This is a genomic window from Paraburkholderia sp. BL23I1N1 (genome assembly GCF_003610295.1).
Lineage (GTDB): Bacteria > Pseudomonadota > Gammaproteobacteria > Burkholderiales > Burkholderiaceae > Paraburkholderia.
This window is the reverse complement of sequence record NZ_RAPV01000002.1, coordinates 1,223,753-1,238,358: the sequence shown is the minus strand read 5'-3', so window position 1 is coordinate 1,238,358 and position 14,606 is coordinate 1,223,753. Positions and strand designations below refer to the sequence as shown.

Annotated in this window: 12 protein-coding genes; 5 read left to right on the top strand and 7 right to left on the bottom strand. The window is 61.8% G+C overall.

From position 1 onward, the window contains the following. Window positions 1-43: 43 nt before the first annotated feature. Window positions 44-2,425 carry a PIG-L family deacetylase gene (locus B0G76_RS38245; RefSeq protein WP_120297843.1) on the top strand — a complete coding sequence of 794 codons (2,382 nt, stop codon included), beginning with the start codon at window positions 44-46 and terminating at the stop codon, window positions 2,423-2,425. A gap of 25 nt (window positions 2,426-2,450) precedes the next feature. Here the strand turns inward: B0G76_RS38245 and B0G76_RS38240 are convergent, their stop codons facing one another. Then, window positions 2,451-3,536 (bottom strand): glycosyltransferase family 4 protein, encoded by a 1,086-nt coding sequence (locus tag B0G76_RS38240; RefSeq protein ID WP_120297842.1) that lies wholly within the window; start codon window positions 3,534-3,536, stop codon window positions 2,451-2,453. On the opposite strand from B0G76_RS38240, the gene B0G76_RS42645 reads away from it, so the two are divergent. Further along, window positions 3,513-3,902, top strand: a complete 390-nt coding sequence (locus B0G76_RS42645) for a hypothetical protein (RefSeq protein WP_147394144.1) — start codon at window positions 3,513-3,515, stop codon at window positions 3,900-3,902. The genes B0G76_RS38240 and B0G76_RS42645 overlap by 24 nt on opposite strands. Before the next feature lie 275 nt (window positions 3,903-4,177). On the opposite strand, the gene B0G76_RS44435 is transcribed toward B0G76_RS42645, so the two are convergent. Further along, on the bottom strand, window positions 4,178-4,627 hold the full coding sequence (locus B0G76_RS44435) for a hypothetical protein (RefSeq protein WP_259460945.1): 450 nt from the start codon (window positions 4,625-4,627) through the stop codon (window positions 4,178-4,180). Here B0G76_RS44435 and B0G76_RS38230 point away from each other — a divergent pair. Further along, window positions 4,611-6,209 carry a hypothetical protein gene (locus B0G76_RS38230; protein WP_259460944.1) on the top strand — a complete coding sequence of 533 codons (1,599 nt, stop codon included), beginning with the start codon at window positions 4,611-4,613 and terminating at the stop codon, window positions 6,207-6,209. The two genes, B0G76_RS44435 and B0G76_RS38230, sit on opposite strands and share 17 nt — an antisense overlap. A 119-nt stretch (window positions 6,210-6,328) precedes the next feature. Here the strand turns inward: B0G76_RS38230 and B0G76_RS38225 are convergent, their stop codons facing one another. Together B0G76_RS38225 and B0G76_RS38220 are read right to left on the bottom strand one after the other, a co-directional pair. Then, entirely contained in the window at window positions 6,329-7,867 is a 1,539-nt protein-coding gene (locus B0G76_RS38225) for an amino acid permease (protein ID WP_120297839.1), read from the bottom strand. Window positions 7,868-7,944: 77 nt separating this feature from the next. After that, window positions 7,945-8,721, bottom strand: coding sequence for an SDR family NAD(P)-dependent oxidoreductase (locus B0G76_RS38220; RefSeq protein WP_120298097.1), 777 nt, complete (start codon window positions 8,719-8,721; stop codon window positions 7,945-7,947). 268 nt (window positions 8,722-8,989) lie between these two features. Here B0G76_RS38220 and B0G76_RS38215 point away from each other — a divergent pair, with 268 nt between their 5' ends. Both B0G76_RS38215 and B0G76_RS43190 read left to right on the top strand, forming a co-directional pair. Beyond that, a complete protein-coding gene (locus B0G76_RS38215; protein WP_120297838.1) occupies window positions 8,990-9,964 on the top strand; it encodes a helix-turn-helix domain-containing protein in 975 nt (324 codons plus the stop codon). Window positions 9,965-10,310: 346 nt separating this feature from the next. Further along, window positions 10,311-10,451 carry a hypothetical protein gene (locus tag B0G76_RS43190; protein WP_183082296.1) on the top strand — a complete coding sequence of 47 codons (141 nt, stop codon included), beginning with the start codon at window positions 10,311-10,313 and terminating at the stop codon, window positions 10,449-10,451. A gap of 57 nt (window positions 10,452-10,508) precedes the next feature. Here the strand turns inward: B0G76_RS43190 and B0G76_RS38210 are convergent, their stop codons facing one another. From B0G76_RS38210 to B0G76_RS38200, 3 genes are all read right to left on the bottom strand, one after another. After that, entirely contained in the window at window positions 10,509-11,993 is a 1,485-nt protein-coding gene (locus B0G76_RS38210; protein ID WP_120297837.1) for an MFS transporter, read from the bottom strand. Window positions 11,994-12,160: 167 nt separating this feature from the next. Then, window positions 12,161-13,417 carry a CaiB/BaiF CoA-transferase family protein gene (locus B0G76_RS38205; protein ID WP_120297836.1) on the bottom strand — a complete coding sequence of 419 codons (1,257 nt, stop codon included), beginning with the start codon at window positions 13,415-13,417 and terminating at the stop codon, window positions 12,161-12,163. Beyond that, window positions 13,414-14,415, bottom strand: a complete 1,002-nt coding sequence (locus tag B0G76_RS38200; protein ID WP_120297835.1) for a hydroxymethylglutaryl-CoA lyase — start codon at window positions 14,413-14,415, stop codon at window positions 13,414-13,416. The genes B0G76_RS38205 and B0G76_RS38200 overlap by 4 nt, the downstream gene beginning before the upstream one ends. Window positions 14,416-14,606: the final 191 nt, after the last annotated feature.

Genomic DNA, 14,606 nt, shown 5'->3' with positions numbered 1-14,606 from the left:
CCGATACAGTATGATCGAGCTAACAATCAGGGCTCGAATCAACATGCGATCATCGGCAACCAGGCTCGTTCGCGATTCATCCATTGCCTTCCTGGCGTTTCTTTTCTTCGCTCTCTTTCCCGGTCCGGCGCGCGCGGCGGATTGCGGGGCCGGTACGCTGGTCACCGTCGTCGCCCACCTCGATGACGATCTGCTTTTCGTGGACCCCGCCATCAGCGAACGGCTCGACGCCGGCTGGTGCATCACCACCGTGCATCTGATCGGCGGCGCCAACGGTGCGAATTTCGCTTACGTGCTGACCCGCGAGCGGGCTTCACGGCTCGCTTATGCGCGTATGGCGGGCGTGCCTAACGAATGGAACGAGACGAATATTCCAATTGCCGGCAAGCTCGTGCATGAGATGGTGCTGAAAGCGAAGCCGCGGGTCCGTCTGCTCGAACTCCGCCTGCCCGGCGGCGCCGTGCGCGGCGGCCGCGAACCGCTCGGTCTCCTGTGGGAGCAGCACGCCACGCTCTCCACCTATCCGATGAACGCCGACGGTTCCGTGCGTGTGCAATACGACCGGACCTCGCTATCGGCCACGCTAAAGGCGATACTCGCCGAGGCGTCGGAGATCTACACACTCAATCCGGACACGGTGCCGTTTCTCGAGCACCCCGACCATATCTACGCCGCGCGCATCACGCGCCACGTCGCCCTGACGCTGAACAAAAGCGTGCCGATCGAATACCACATCACCTATCCAACCGGCGACTGGCCCGGCAACGTGCCGGCGGCTGAAGTTCAGCGCAAGCGCGACATTGTCGCCAGCTATTTCTCTGTGGACGGCAGCGAGTATTCGCACGTATTCGGCGAGTTTCAATGGAATGGCAATTGGGTCGCGCGCCGCTATGCATTCGCCGATCGTAGCGATCGCCACGTCGCGGATTTCCAGTCGCATCCCATCCAGCTATTCAATGCGGCGGCGACCCGTTGCCTGACCGCTGCGGGCAGCGGCCAGGCGCCGACGCTTGCCGCGTGCACGGGCTCGACGGCCCAGCAATGGCGCTGGGATCCGCTGACCGTGTATCCCGGCAACACGCGCAACGCCGCGCTCGTCAGCGTCGCGACTTCACAATGCATCGCCGAACGCGACGGCTATCTGATCTCCGAGACCTGCGATCAATGGGACATGGCGCAGCGCTGGACACCGTGGGACTTCGGCCTCGTCTATACGCCGCTGCGGCACTGTCTCGGCGAAAACGACGGCAAGCTCACCATGCGCGGCTGCACCCTCCTCACCACACGTTTCCGTTGGGCGACCACGCAACACACCCAGGCAACCGATCTGCGGCTCGCTACCGCGATGGTTGGCGACATTGCCGGCACGGGCGACCAGGCCGCTGTCTATGTGCAGCGACAGCACGGCGGGCCCGGATTCAACGTGTATGCGGCGTCGCTCGTCAAAGCGTCGCCGCCCGCGCTTTGGTACGCGAGCACCGTTCCGTTCGATCCCGTCGCCACGGCGCCAAGTTGCTCGGATGACACGTTGTGCTTCGACAGCGCGCGCTTTCTGCTCGGCGACTTCGATGGCGATGGCAAAGCGGACGTGATGGTGATCACCGCCCGCCACGGCGGCACGGCGTTCTGGTTGCTTCGCAGTACAGGCGATCGCTTGGAGGCCCCACGTCTCTGGCTCCAGACCGGCAATGCGTTCAGACCCGATCTGACGCAGCAATATGTGGCGGCGGATTTCAGCGGAACGGGACGTGCCGGCGTGCTGATCGCACAAAAACGGACCGATAGCGGGCTCGACCTCTGGCTGGCGTCTTCCACGGGCTCAACCGGCGCGGCGCCGATACTCATGGCACAGGCCAAAACCCTGGAGCGAAGCGCCAATCTTCTGCCGGTCCGGGTTTCAGGATCACGCGCGTCACTGGTCGCGGTGGAGGGTGCGGACGGTCGGGTCGCGCTCACGCAAATCGTCAACGACGGCGCACGCATGACCGTCGGCGAACGCAGACAATTGCCGGCGAATTTCCTGCCCGATTTCGTCAAGGTGACGGTCGGGGCCGTGCGCGGCAAAGCGAGCAATACGCTGATTCTTCTGACGCCACATTTCGATGGGACAACTGAGGACGCGGTCATCGATGTTGCCACGCTCGACACGGCGGACGCGCGGAGTACGCCGGTCCAGGCAGCGACGTTGCGCGGCATGTCGTGGGCGGATGTCTTTCCGCTTTTCGTGCGCGACAAGCGCAATGCGGCGCTCGTGCTTTACCGGAGAGTCGACGCGACGCTCGGCGATTTCTATTTCACCGGCGGCGCACCGGCGCTGACGCGCTACCCGGTAGGCGACGGCTTTGCGCTGGGCGCAGCCCAGGATCTCGGTGAATTGCCGGGACTATTCTCGGAGACGGTGCGCATCGACCGATTGGCGCAGTAGCGCGAGCCTCTCGATCCGGCGCGGTTCAGGCCGACACCTGCAGCGTCCGGACGAACTGCCGCGCGATCGTCATGTAGCGATCCGCGGTGTCATGCAACGTGTATCCCGCCAGTTGCCGGTTCGCGCGCGGCATGTCGAGCGCACGGAGCAAGGCGCGGCTGTAGGCCTCAGGATCGGCTGTATCCACGAGACTGACGCCGGCAAATCCACTGGCAAAGCCGAACGACGGAATCCGGCTCGCCACGACAGGAATGCCCGAGGCAAGCGCCTCCAGAAAACCGATGCTCTGCGCTTCGAACTGCGAAGGCATGGCGAAAACACGCGAGGCGCGCAGGATCGCGGCGACATCCGAGCGCGGCCCGCATACCGTCACGCGGCTTTCCAACCCGAGTTGATGAACGAGCGACACGACCGCCTCGTGATAAGCGACTTCTTCGACGACACCACACAGCAGCAGGCGCGCCTCGGGCTCGCTCTGCACCACACGCTCGAACGCGCGGATCGTGTGCAACTGGCTCTTGCCTTCTATATAGCGGCCTAGCTGAACGATCTGCTTCGCAGGCACGGCCATATCCGGTACCGATGCGCCGCTGTCCTGCGCAAACAGCGATGCATCCACGCCGTTCGGGATCACGACCATCGCCGGATGTTTGCCGATCTCTCTCAGGTAGTCGTCGATATTTTGCTGCGACACACCGATGATCGCCCTCGCCCGTCGTGACAGCAGGCGCTCGGCCTGCTTGAGCGCGCCGTTCTCGAAGTCGTTCACGCCGGAGTGCATCACCCAGGCAATCGGCGTATGCACGGGCAGAAGACGCACATAGAGTGCGGCGAGCGTGGCGTGAGCCACGATGAAGTCGGGACGGAACTCACGCACCACCCGATACAGGTGCAGCAGTTTTCCCACCCGGCCGTGGTGGATGGTCGGGAACAGACAGGTGACGCCCGCGGCCTCGAGCTCCGCGCGAATTGCAACGAAATCGTCCTGCTGTGGAAGCAGCGACGCCATGCAGACCTCATGGCCATCGCGCTGATGATGAATGGCGAGCCCCTTGACCAGTACTTCCGCCCCGGATAGTCGCGGTGCGTGAACCAACTGAAGAATTCTCACGATTTATCTCTCTGGATAACCGCCCTTTTTGCGCAGCGGATGGACATGCCGACCAGCAAGTACCGGTCCCTAAAAAAACGACATCCCATCATTGATTATCTGACGCGCCCCTTTTTTCAGAACGCGGTCTCGTCTTTCACAAAACAGCGACAGGTCCGCCGCGAAGTCACGGTCGCGAAGAAACGTTACACCGAAGGCCCAGCACTTTTCCGCCATCTCCAAGGCTCCTTCGGCTATGGAATGAGCGCTATCGCCCATTGCACCGCGGTTTACGCCAATTCTCATCGTTGGTTATCCGTTTCAAATCTTTTCGACCCCACTTTTGTCTGGCGGATAAAGACGAGTCTCGCCATCCGTATTTTTTGATGCGATCAAAGCAATTAGTACTGCACTATTGTTCATATGTAACGACTCGTTACTTCTTTTAAGCATACTAATGCGTATTGTTGCGGTCGATTCGCCTTATCAAAAGCCACTCTTTCTTACAGGACAGTAAAAAGTTCATTGAGCAGCGCCATGAACTCGAGCACTGTGATGTGAACTGCGTTGTTCCTCAAGACATTGGTTGTTTTCGTCGCACCTTCCCTGGTCGTCCGATTCCGCCAAATCCGCCATGACGAGCGGCACGGATTCGTACGACATTAATTTCTGTTCACTCCGTCTCCCGACGCGCGTTGCGCGAAGAGGTGAATGAACGTTCTGCTCATGCATTGGTAGAGATTGATGAAATCGCAACTCCTTCTACTCTCGACACTTTCTTTGGCGCTAGCCGGTTGCGGCGGCGGCGGTGGCAGCTCCACCAGCAGCGCGGCAACCCAGGCCAACGGCACCGCCAGCCCATCCAGCTCGTCTGCCTCGACCGCGGCAGGCAACAGCAGCACCGGCGGCACCGCCACGGTGAATGGCGCGGGCAACGTCGTCGCGGCACTGAGCTGCGCGTCGCCGGCCATCTCGGCAGGCTCCGGCAGCGCCACCCTTTCCGCCGACACGCCGAGCGCTGACGGCACACGCATCTTCGCCGCAGGCAGCACGTTCCAGCTCGCCTTCAGCACCAATGTGCCGAACGCCGACACGTTGAACTGGGCCGTCACGGACACCGTCGGCCGCGTTGCGGCGAGCGGCAGCACCGCCGTGCCGAGCGGTTCGAAAACCATCACGCTCAACTGCACCTCGACGCTCGCGGGCTATTTCGCGGCGTCCGGCACGCTCGCGCAGAACGGCGGCCAGTTGCCGCAAGCCGGCACGCGTCCGGTTGGGATCGCCACCTTCGGTGTGTTGCCGAACCTGTCTGGCGTCGTACCTGCGGTCACCTACGCACGTCAGGAACAGCATCGCTTCGGCATGCAAGGCGCGAACGACAACGGCCCCCTGCTCGCCGCCCTCGGCATTTCGTCGACGATCGACGACCGCCAGATGTCGACGATGGAGCCGAACGGAGCGAACACGTTCATTCCTTCGGCCAGCAATCTCGATCCGTTCTACAAGACCGGCAACGTGATGCGCCTGATCCGTCTCGACGGCATTCCCGCGTGGGCGAGCAGCACCGGTGCGTTCCAGGACGACACGAGCGTGCCGACCAATCTTTCGTATTACCAGAGCTACATGAGCCGCGTGGGCACGGAATCGAATGCGATTCGCGCGGCGTATTTCCCGACCCAGTCGGCGAACTACTATCAGGTGACGTGGGAGCCCAACCAGTTCTGGAGCGACACCGACGCCAACTTCATCGCGCTGTATCAGTCCGTCTATCAAGGCATTCACTCGACTGATCCGAGCGCGGTGGTAATGGGCCCGACCGATGCGTTCCCGAGCCTGACCACGACACGCCTGAAGCGTCTCGCGCCGCTCGGCTTCGGCCAGTACATCGACGCTGTCGCCACGCACGGTTACTACGACGCGGGCACCTCGCCGTCGCACCCGCCGGAGCGTTACGACGCCGACCCGTCGACCGCCGAAGGTTCCCTGCGCGGCCAGATGCGCGATCTGCGCGCGGAAATGGCCAAGGATTACCGTTCGGGCATGAAGCTGTTCTCGACGGAAGCCGGCATCAGCTACGACCTCGGCACCTCGTACGGCCCGAACTATCCGACCGCGAACGTGCTGTATGCACAAGCGGCGGTTGCCGCGCGCATGCACATCATTACGCTGGGCGAAGGCGCGGATCAGACCTACGTGTTCTACGGCGCGGACTATCCGGGTGAAGTCGGCTATGGCACGTTCTTCGATCTGAACGACGCACAAGGTGCATTCGGCGCATCGAACATCAGCCCGAAACCGGTCGCGATGGCCATCAGCGCCATGACGCATACGCTCGACGGCACCCATACGCTCGGTCCGGTGAACGGCACGCCGACCGGTGTCTATGCCTATGCGTTCCAGCAGGTGGGCAACGGCGCGGTGATCACCGCCTTGTGGGCACACAACAACAATGTGTGGAGCGCAAGCGCCGGGTTCAGCTCGAGCTACAGCGTGCCGTACACCCTCACGGTGGACGCACCGGGCACGAGCGGCACCGTGAAGGTCGTCGACATGATGGGCAATGCGTCGAGCGCGAATTACAGCAATGGCACGCTGACGCTCAACCTGACCGAATCGCCGGTGTATGTGGTGTCGAACAACGCGTCAGTTGCGAAGAGCAATTCGACGGTTCCGGTGGGGTATGCGGGTATTTGACCGACGACCGACACATCATGCGGCAGATGTAAAAACGTCAGCCGGCTTCAGAGCCGGCTGACGTTATTTTATTCAGACATGAACGGAATGGCGGCAACGAGCCGCACATTCGCAGAGACTCACCCCTCCCCCAACTGCCCCTCCATCCCGCTAAGCTCCTGCTCACGCTCCTTCGACACCTTTCCAATCGGCGGCCCCGCAAAGCTCTTGCGCACGCCCGCGCCGTACCAGATCGCCAGCAACACCGCGAGCAATCCAACGATCACATACACCACTTTCTGATTCGGCGGCTGCATGCCGACATAGGCGAGCACGAGTGCGCCAAACACCGCCGCCACCGCGAACGGCTTCGACAGCATGCCTAACTGGAACGGGCCCTTCTCTTTCCAGGTACGACCCTCGGCAAAAATCCCGGCCGCAATCGGCATGCCGTACGAAATGAACAGGAACACCGCGCTACCCGCGCTCAGCACCGTGAAGGCATCGCCGTACAACGTCACCACGATCGCCAGCACCGCCGAGGTCCAGATCGCGGCGCCCGGCGTGCGGTGTGCCGCATTCACTTTGCGCAGCCACTTCGAGCCGGGCAAGCCGCCGTCGCGGGCAAACGCGAACATCATGCGCGAGGTCGACGTGACCGCTGCGAGACCGCAGACGTAGTTGATGAAGAACATCAGCAACTCGATCAGGATGCGCAGCGGTCCCGGAATCGGCGCGAGAATCGCTTCGAAGAATCCGGTGCCCTGCTTCACCCCTGCGCCAATGTCCGGCATCACCAGCACGAACGCGCACACCATCACATAGCCGAAGGTGGTCGACCAGAATACGGAGCCGACAATGCCGCGCGGCACATTGCGCGCCGCCTGATGCGTCTCTTCCGATGTATGCGCGGAAGCGTCGAAGCCCGTGATCGTATAAGCGGTCAGCAACAGACCGGACAGAAACGCCATCGCGATCGTCTGCTTGGGCCACGCGCCGCCATCGACACCGGTGAAGTTGGTGAACGTATAGAGCCGCGACAGATCGATCTTGACCGGCGAATACACCAGCAGCGAAACCACCAGCATGATCGTCACCACAAAGATCAGGTATCCCGACAAATCCGTAATCTTGCTGGTAATGCGAATGCCACGATGATTCAGGAACGCTTGCGACGCGGTGATCGCGCTCAGAAAGAGCGTCTGCTGCCACCAGCCGAGCGAATCGGGACTCACACCGAACATCGGCGCGATCAGTGTGCGAAAGAACGGATCATAGGTGCCGTAATTGATCGCGGCGACGACGAACACGAGACCGAGCAGGTTCAGCCACGCGGTGAGCCAGCCCCACATTTTGCCGCCGAGAATCGAACTCCAGTGATAGAGACCGCCGGCCGTCGGATACGACGAGGCGATCTGCGCCATCGCCGCCGCCACGACCAGCGCGAACAGCGAGCCGAGCGGCCAGCCGAGTCCGATCGATGCCCCGCCCGCCGCCGACAAGCCCATCTGGAACGACGTGATGCCGCCCGATAGAATGCAGATCAGCGAGAACGACACCGCGAAGTTCGAGAACGCCCCCATGCGCCGGGACAGTTCCTGCGCGTAGCCCATCTTGTGCAACAGCTTGACGTCGTTATCGGCGGACTCCGCCGACGGCACGGCCGTGTTGATGTCCATGACGCGATCCTTTGAACAGGGTTATGACGAATCGGCTAAGCCGATAGTGGGGCGTGAACTCGCGACGAAGGACCGGCTCACGCGGCCGTAAAGCAGTTATCCACGTACAGGTGCGCGCCGTTGACGAAACTGGCGTCGTCGCTGGCGAGAAAGAGCGCGGCGCGCGCGACTTCTTCCGGCGCGCACAGACGGCCCTGCTGCACCGACAGCGCCGCCTCGCTTGCATCAAAACCATACTTGGCGAGCGCGCTGATTTCGCGCCGCCCGTGCGGCGTATCGATGAAGCCGGGGCACACGGCATTGCAGCGAATGCCACGGTCGCGATACTCGACGGCAATCGACCGCGCGAACATGGCGCACGCGCCTTTGGTCGTGCAGTACAGCACTTCGAGCGGCGTGGCCGCCACCGACGAAATCGACGCCGTGCACACGATCGACCCACCGCCCGCGGCGAGCATGTGCGGCAGCACCGCGCGCGTCATCATGAACATGCTTTTTACGTTGACGTTCATGAGCCAGTCGTAGTCTTCGTCGGTGGTATCGATGAACGGCTTCACGACGATGCTGCCGGCGTGGTTGAACAGCACGTCGATACGTCCAAAGCGCGCCATGATGTTCGCCACGGCGGCGTCCACCGGTGCGCGCTTCGACACATCGGCGGCAAACAGTTCGGCCGTGCCGCCTGCCGCGCGAATGCGCGTCACGACTTCCTCGCCCGCGTCGGTATTGATATCGACCACGGCGACCTGCGCGCCTTCCTGCGCGAATAGCAGCGACGCCGCGCCGCCCGCGCCGGTTGCACCGCCTGACACGATTGCGGTCTTGCCTTCCAGCCTGCCTGCCGATCTGCTCATGCGCGACTCCCGTTCCATGTCTGATGCATTGCATTGCGCTACGTTGTGCACAAAGTAGGGGCGGCAAAAAAACGGCGACTATCCAAAATTGGCAAAAAGTAAAAATCCCGTAAAAATCCGACTTGCTGACAAATGCATTACACGCACAGTTTCGAGCGTGCCGGCGCGAGCGCGAACGGCCTGAGCCACGGGTGCGGCGCGATTTTTTTTTCGCATACACTGATTGGCACGAGGCTTTCGGGGAGCGCCACCAGAATCGGGAGAAGCTATGCAGCCGGTCAATCAGACAAGCGCCGTCGAGATTCACTGTTGCCGGAACATTGACGAGCAGGCGATGTTGCTCGACGCGTGGAATCAGAGCTATTGCCAGATTTCGCGCGGCGCCTTCGACGGCTCGGTGAGTTCGTTCGCCGCGGGCGGCGTGCGGGTGTTGGTGGAACGCCTGAACCGCACGGTCTATCAACGCGGTCAGGTGGCACGATCAAAGCTGGCCGTGGGCATTCCATTTCAACTGGAAGGGCATGCACTGCTGTGCGGACAGACGAGCCATCGTGACGGTCTGCACGTGTTTTCCGGCGATGGCGGGTTCGAGTTCTTATCGCCCGACAAGCACGTCGTGGTGAATCTGGAGATTGAGCCTGGCGCGATCGACGATGACCTGGTGCGATCGCAACTCGATGAAATTACGCCGCTGCTGGGCGCGAAGCCTGGCGTATTGAACATCGATCCTGTGAGGTTGCAGGGCTTTCGCGAAGTGCTCAAGCAGTTACTCGACGCGGTGGCTGCGACGCCGACTTTGCTCGATGACGTGGGGGTGGCGGCGTCGTTCGAGAAATCGGTGATATTCGGTCTTGCCGAGGCATTTCAGAGCAGGCAGGATGCGGACCCGCACGGGAATGTCGAAGCGCGTACCGCGCGGAACTGGCAACTCGTGCGTGGCGTTCGCGAGGTTGTGGAAGAGTCGCCGGATTGTCCGCTGTCAGTGGCGGAGTTATGTGCGCGGTTTCGCGCGAGTCGGCGAACGTTGCAGTATGCGTTTGAGGACTCCCTCGGGGTGAATCCGTCGGCTTATATGCGTGCGGTCCGGCTTGATCATGTGCGACGTGAATTGCAAAGTGCCGGGTCGGTTACCGAGGTCGCTACGCGGTGGGGGTTTTGGCATTTCGGGAATTTCTCGAATGAGTATCGCGGGCAGTTTGGGGAGTTGCCGTCGGAGACCTGGCGGAGGGGGAAGGGGCGGTAAGGTTAGGTTTTTGGGGTTTTGCCTGCGCGGCGCTTTGGTTGTCTGTGTTTTTATGGTGTTGGGCTTTTCTTGATCTGGAATCTTTGGGCTTTTCTTGATTTGTTAGTGGTTCGTTAGCGTCTGGCAGCCTGCGGGGTTGGCCTTTCCTTGTTTTGTTAGTGGTTTATTAGCGTTGCCCCGCACAGGGGCAACGCTAATAAACCACTAACAAAACACTAACAAAGCAAGGAAAGGCCAACACCACAAGCACACAGGCAAACAACAATCCCCCCATAAACACAAAAATCAGCGCACACTACTGCACTGCTCCCTTTCGGAGCGATAAAAGCCAACTGGGGAGCCCATCATGGCCAAGGGTCAAATGCGCAGTAACCGCGAAGTGAAAAAACCGAAGCAGGACAAAAAACCAAAACCGGCCACTTCACCCTCTGGCGCGCCGCCGATCCGCGTAGCGCCGAGCGGATCGACGACACAGAAGAAAAACTAACAAAGCCCTAAACGAGCAAACCCGCCCCGCCAGGCGGGCCTCACCCCCGTCCAGCCACTACTTCGAAATATCCTCCAACGCGACATCCCGCGTCTTCGGCCCAAGCGTCCCGATCGCCAGCATGACGATCACCATCGCGCCCGAAATAAACACGAACACCCCGTTCACGCCAAAGCGGCTCAAACACCCCGCAATCACAAACGCGGAAAACATCGCCGAAATCCGGCTCCACGAATAAACAAATCCCACCGCCCTCGCCCGAATACTCGTCGGAAACAGCTCGGCCTGATATGCGTGGTAGCTATACGAAATGATGTTGCCCGCCAGCACAAGGCACACACCCAAACTCACGAGCAACACCGTCTCCCGCGCCTGGCTGAACAGTAACCCGCACACCACATTCACCGCCGCCATGCAGATAATCACCGTCTTACGCTCGAAGCGGTCGGCAATCAGCATTCCCAGCAACGGCCCAAGCGGCGCAGCAATTGCAATGATGCTCGCGTACATCAAACTCGTCGTGACCGTTATGCCCTGTTTGATCAGCAACGTCGGAATCCAGTTCGCGAAGCCGTAATAACCCATCGTCTGGAACACGTGAAAAATGATCAGCATCAGCGTGCGTCTGCGATACGGCGGCACCAGCAGATCGCGAAACGCCGCGCGCGCACGCACCGGTTCGGGCAAGGCCGGCTCCGGCAAGGGGCGTCCATATTCCCGTTCGACGCGCGCTTCGAGTCGCGTCATCACCGCGTCGGCTTCCTCGATACGGCCTTTCTGCGCGAGCCAGCGTGGGCTCTCCGGCAAACGCAGACGAATCCACCACACCACAATTGCACCCACTACACCGGTCAGCACGACCAGACGCCAGCCGTCGAGACCGAAGTAACGGTGCGGCACCAGCAAGTACGATAGAAACGCAACGATCGGCACCGCGCAGAATCCGACCGCCTGCGAAAACGCCGACGCGCGGCCGCGCACATGCTTCGGCACGAGCTCGGAGATGTACGTTCCGATCGTCACGATCTCCACGCCAATGCCGATCCCCGCGATGAAGCGCCAGAGATTGAGCCCAAGCGCCGTGTCCTGGAACGCCATGATGACGTTGGCCGCCGTGTACCACAGCAGCGACCATGTGAAGATCGCACGCCGCCCGAAACGGTCGGCGAGAAATCCGCATGCTGCCGTGCCGATAAACAGCCCTGCGAATAACGCCGCGATGAAACTCGCCACGCCGCTGGTGCCGAACAAGCCATGCGTCGTCGCGGTGAGGATGCCGCTGCGCACGAGGCCCGGCGCGATGTAGCCGGAAAACATCAGGTCGTACAGTTCGAAGAAGAGGCCGAGGCTCAATAGCATCACCAGTTGCCAGATCGAACGCGTGGCAGGCAAACGGTCGAGGCGCGCGGAAATGCGCGCACCATCCAGCGCGATCTCTTCAGCGCGGCCACCCGCCGACGCGCCTGCGCCTGAGGGCAAACCACCGAGCGCGCCGGCATCGCCCACCGCTGTCGCATACATCGATTGATTCGACGATTTCATCGTCTGTCTCCATGAATTCCGGTCTGACGCCGGATGAGATTGTTTGACTACGCTCGACGCGTCGAACACCCACAAGCAAGGTCGCTACGCCCAAGCGTTCGCGCGGGATGCCTCACGGGTCCGTTGTGCCCTGACAGCTTTGCGTGACGCCTCATGAGTCAGTACGCTTACGCAGCTTCTCGCGGCACGCTCGCCACATCGCCGCCCAACGCCGTGATCTGCGCTTCGTCGTAGCCCAGACCGCGCAGCACATCGGTAGTGTGCTCACCGATCTTTGCGATCGGCTGACGCGGTTGCAGACGCGCACCGTCCATCGAAATCGGCAGCAAGGGCATCGCGGTTTCGCTTCCGTCGTCGAGCGTCAATCGCGCAAGGCCTCCGCTCTCGTTCAGATGCGGATCGTCGAACAGGTCCTCGGGTTTCGTGATCGACGCGAAGGGAATGTGGTCGCGTTCGAACAGCGGCGCGAGCGCCGCGCCTTCGAAACGGCTCAAGGTTTCGCCAAGCGTCTGCAGCAACCACTCGCGCGCCAGCACGCGGTCGTTGTTGGTCGCGAGGCGCGGATCGGCCAGCAGGTCGGCGCGGCCGAGAATCGCGCACAGCGCGCGCCATTGTCCGTCGCCGGTCGCGGCGATAAACATCTGTTCGTCGTTGGCAAGCCGGAATACGTCGTAGACGGCCCATGCGCTGATGCGCTCGGGCATCGGCGCAGCAGGCACGCCGGTCGCGGCGAACTGCTGCATATGCTGCGCGGAAAGCAGCACGCAGTTTTCGAACAGCGCGCTCTGCACTTCCTTGCCGCGTCCGCTCGTATGCCGTTCGTGCAACGCGGCAAGCACGCCGATCGCGCCGAACATGCCGCCCATGATGTCGTTGACGGAACTGCCCGCACGCAACGGACGGCCCACCGGTCCGGTCATGTAAGCGAGGCCAGCCATCATCTGCACGACTTCGTCCAGAGCGAGACGGTGTTCGTACGGACCGTTCAGAAAGCCTTTGTGCGAGACGTAGATCAGCCTGGGATTGCGTTCGCGCAGCGACGCGTAATCGAGACCCAGGCTCGCCATGCGGCCCGGCTTGAAGTTCTCGACGAATACATCCGCGGTATCGACCAGCTTGTGCAGCGCGGCCAGTCCTGCTTCGCTATCGAGGTCGAGTGCGACACTCTTCTTGTTGCGATTGAAGGTGCGGAAAAAGCCTGCACCGGTGCCGAGCAAACGGCGCGTACCGTCGCCGCGCGGTGGCTCGACCTTGATGACTTCGGCGCCGAGGTCGCCAAGAATCATCCCGCATGTCGGCCCCATCACCATATGCGATAGCTCGACTACGCGAATCCCCGCGAGCGGCAACGCACCCGCTTGCTCCGCCGAAGCAGCAGGTGCGGAGGAAGCCGAAGAGGCAGACGTAGAAGCAAATGAAGTCATTGCAGCACCTGTGATTCGGAAGGGTCAATACGTTGACGTTGATGTTGAGCGGAGGCACCGAACTGCTTCGGCAAACCGGCCCGCGCCAGATAGCCGTACAGCGGTTCGCCGGGCAGCGCCTCAGCGAGCACGTCGCGCGACGCGATGAGCCTGGCGAGGTCGATGCCGGTGTCGTAGCCCATGCTGTCGAGCATGAATACGAGGTCTTCGGTGTTCACGTTGCCGGTCGCCCCCGGCGCATGCGGACAGCCGCCGAGGCCGGCCAGCGAGGCGTCGAATTCACGGATGCCGTGCTGCAGCGCGATCAACGTATTCGCGAGACCAAGGCCACGCGTGTCGTGGAAATGAAGCGAGCGCAGCTTGTTGCCCGCGACCTCTCGCACCAGGTCGATAATTTCGCCGACCTGGCGCGGCGTCGCTTCACCGGTGGTGTCGCCGAGCGCGATGACATCGGCGCCCGCCTGCAACGCGGCGCGCGCAATCGCGGCAATATCGGCATAAGGCACCGCGCCTTGCAGTGTGCAACCGAACACCGTCGACAATCCGGCGATCAATTCGACGCGCCGCGTGCCAGCACTAGCGCTTTCACCAGCCGCGTCATCGATCAGCTCGCGCATCGCGGCAAACGACTCGATCATCTCGGCAGGCGTCTTGCGAACATTGGCGAAGCTATGCGCCGTGCTCACCGAAATCGGCGCGACGATCCGATGCACGCCGCACTCGAGCGCACGTTGCGCGCCCCTCAGATTCGGCACCAACGCCGTCACGATCAGATCGTCGTAAGTGAGCGCGTGGGCGATCACTTCGTCGGCATCCGCCATTTGCGGCAGCAGCTTTGCCGGCACGAACGACGCGACTTCCATATGCCGCACGCCGGCGGCATAAGCGGTGTCGATCCAGCGCCGTTTGAACTCGGTGGGCATCGTGCGCGCGATGCTTTGCAAGCCGTCGCGCATGCCGACTTCGGTCACGACAACGCGTTCCTGGGTGTCGCTCATGGTCTTGAATCCCGGTCTTGAACTGTGCGTGGAAAGCAGGGGGAGAAGCAGCTGGGTGACAGCGTGCCCGCCAGTGAGCGCACGGCAAAGTCTGCGTTGACGACGCACTCCATCGCCGCTCGCGATGGCGGCGAAGGCAAGCAGGACGGGCGTGCGCCGTCGCAAAGGGGAAACCCTTAAGGGCTTTTCAG

What these genes read in the sequence shown, in the direction of transcription:
- B0G76_RS38215 (WP_120297838.1), top strand. Translation starts at nt 8,990, where the DNA reads ATGCAGCCGGTCAATCAGACAAGCGCCGTCGAGATTCACTGTTGCCGG.
- B0G76_RS38220 (WP_120298097.1), bottom strand. Translation starts at nt 8,721, where the DNA reads ATGAGCAGATCGGCAGGCAGGCTGGAAGGCAAGACCGCAATCGTGTCA.
- B0G76_RS43190 (WP_183082296.1), top strand. Translation starts at nt 10,311, where the DNA reads ATGGCCAAGGGTCAAATGCGCAGTAACCGCGAAGTGAAAAAACCGAAG.
- B0G76_RS38200 (WP_120297835.1), bottom strand. Translation starts at nt 14,415, where the DNA reads ATGAGCGACACCCAGGAACGCGTTGTCGTGACCGAAGTCGGCATGCGC.
- B0G76_RS38210 (WP_120297837.1), bottom strand. Translation starts at nt 11,993, where the DNA reads ATGAAATCGTCGAATCAATCGATGTATGCGACAGCGGTGGGCGATGCC.
- B0G76_RS38205 (WP_120297836.1), bottom strand. Translation starts at nt 13,417, where the DNA reads ATGACTTCATTTGCTTCTACGTCTGCCTCTTCGGCTTCCTCCGCACCT.
- B0G76_RS38245 (WP_120297843.1), top strand. Translation starts at nt 44, where the DNA reads ATGCGATCATCGGCAACCAGGCTCGTTCGCGATTCATCCATTGCCTTC.
- B0G76_RS38225 (WP_120297839.1), bottom strand. Translation starts at nt 7,867, where the DNA reads ATGGACATCAACACGGCCGTGCCGTCGGCGGAGTCCGCCGATAACGAC.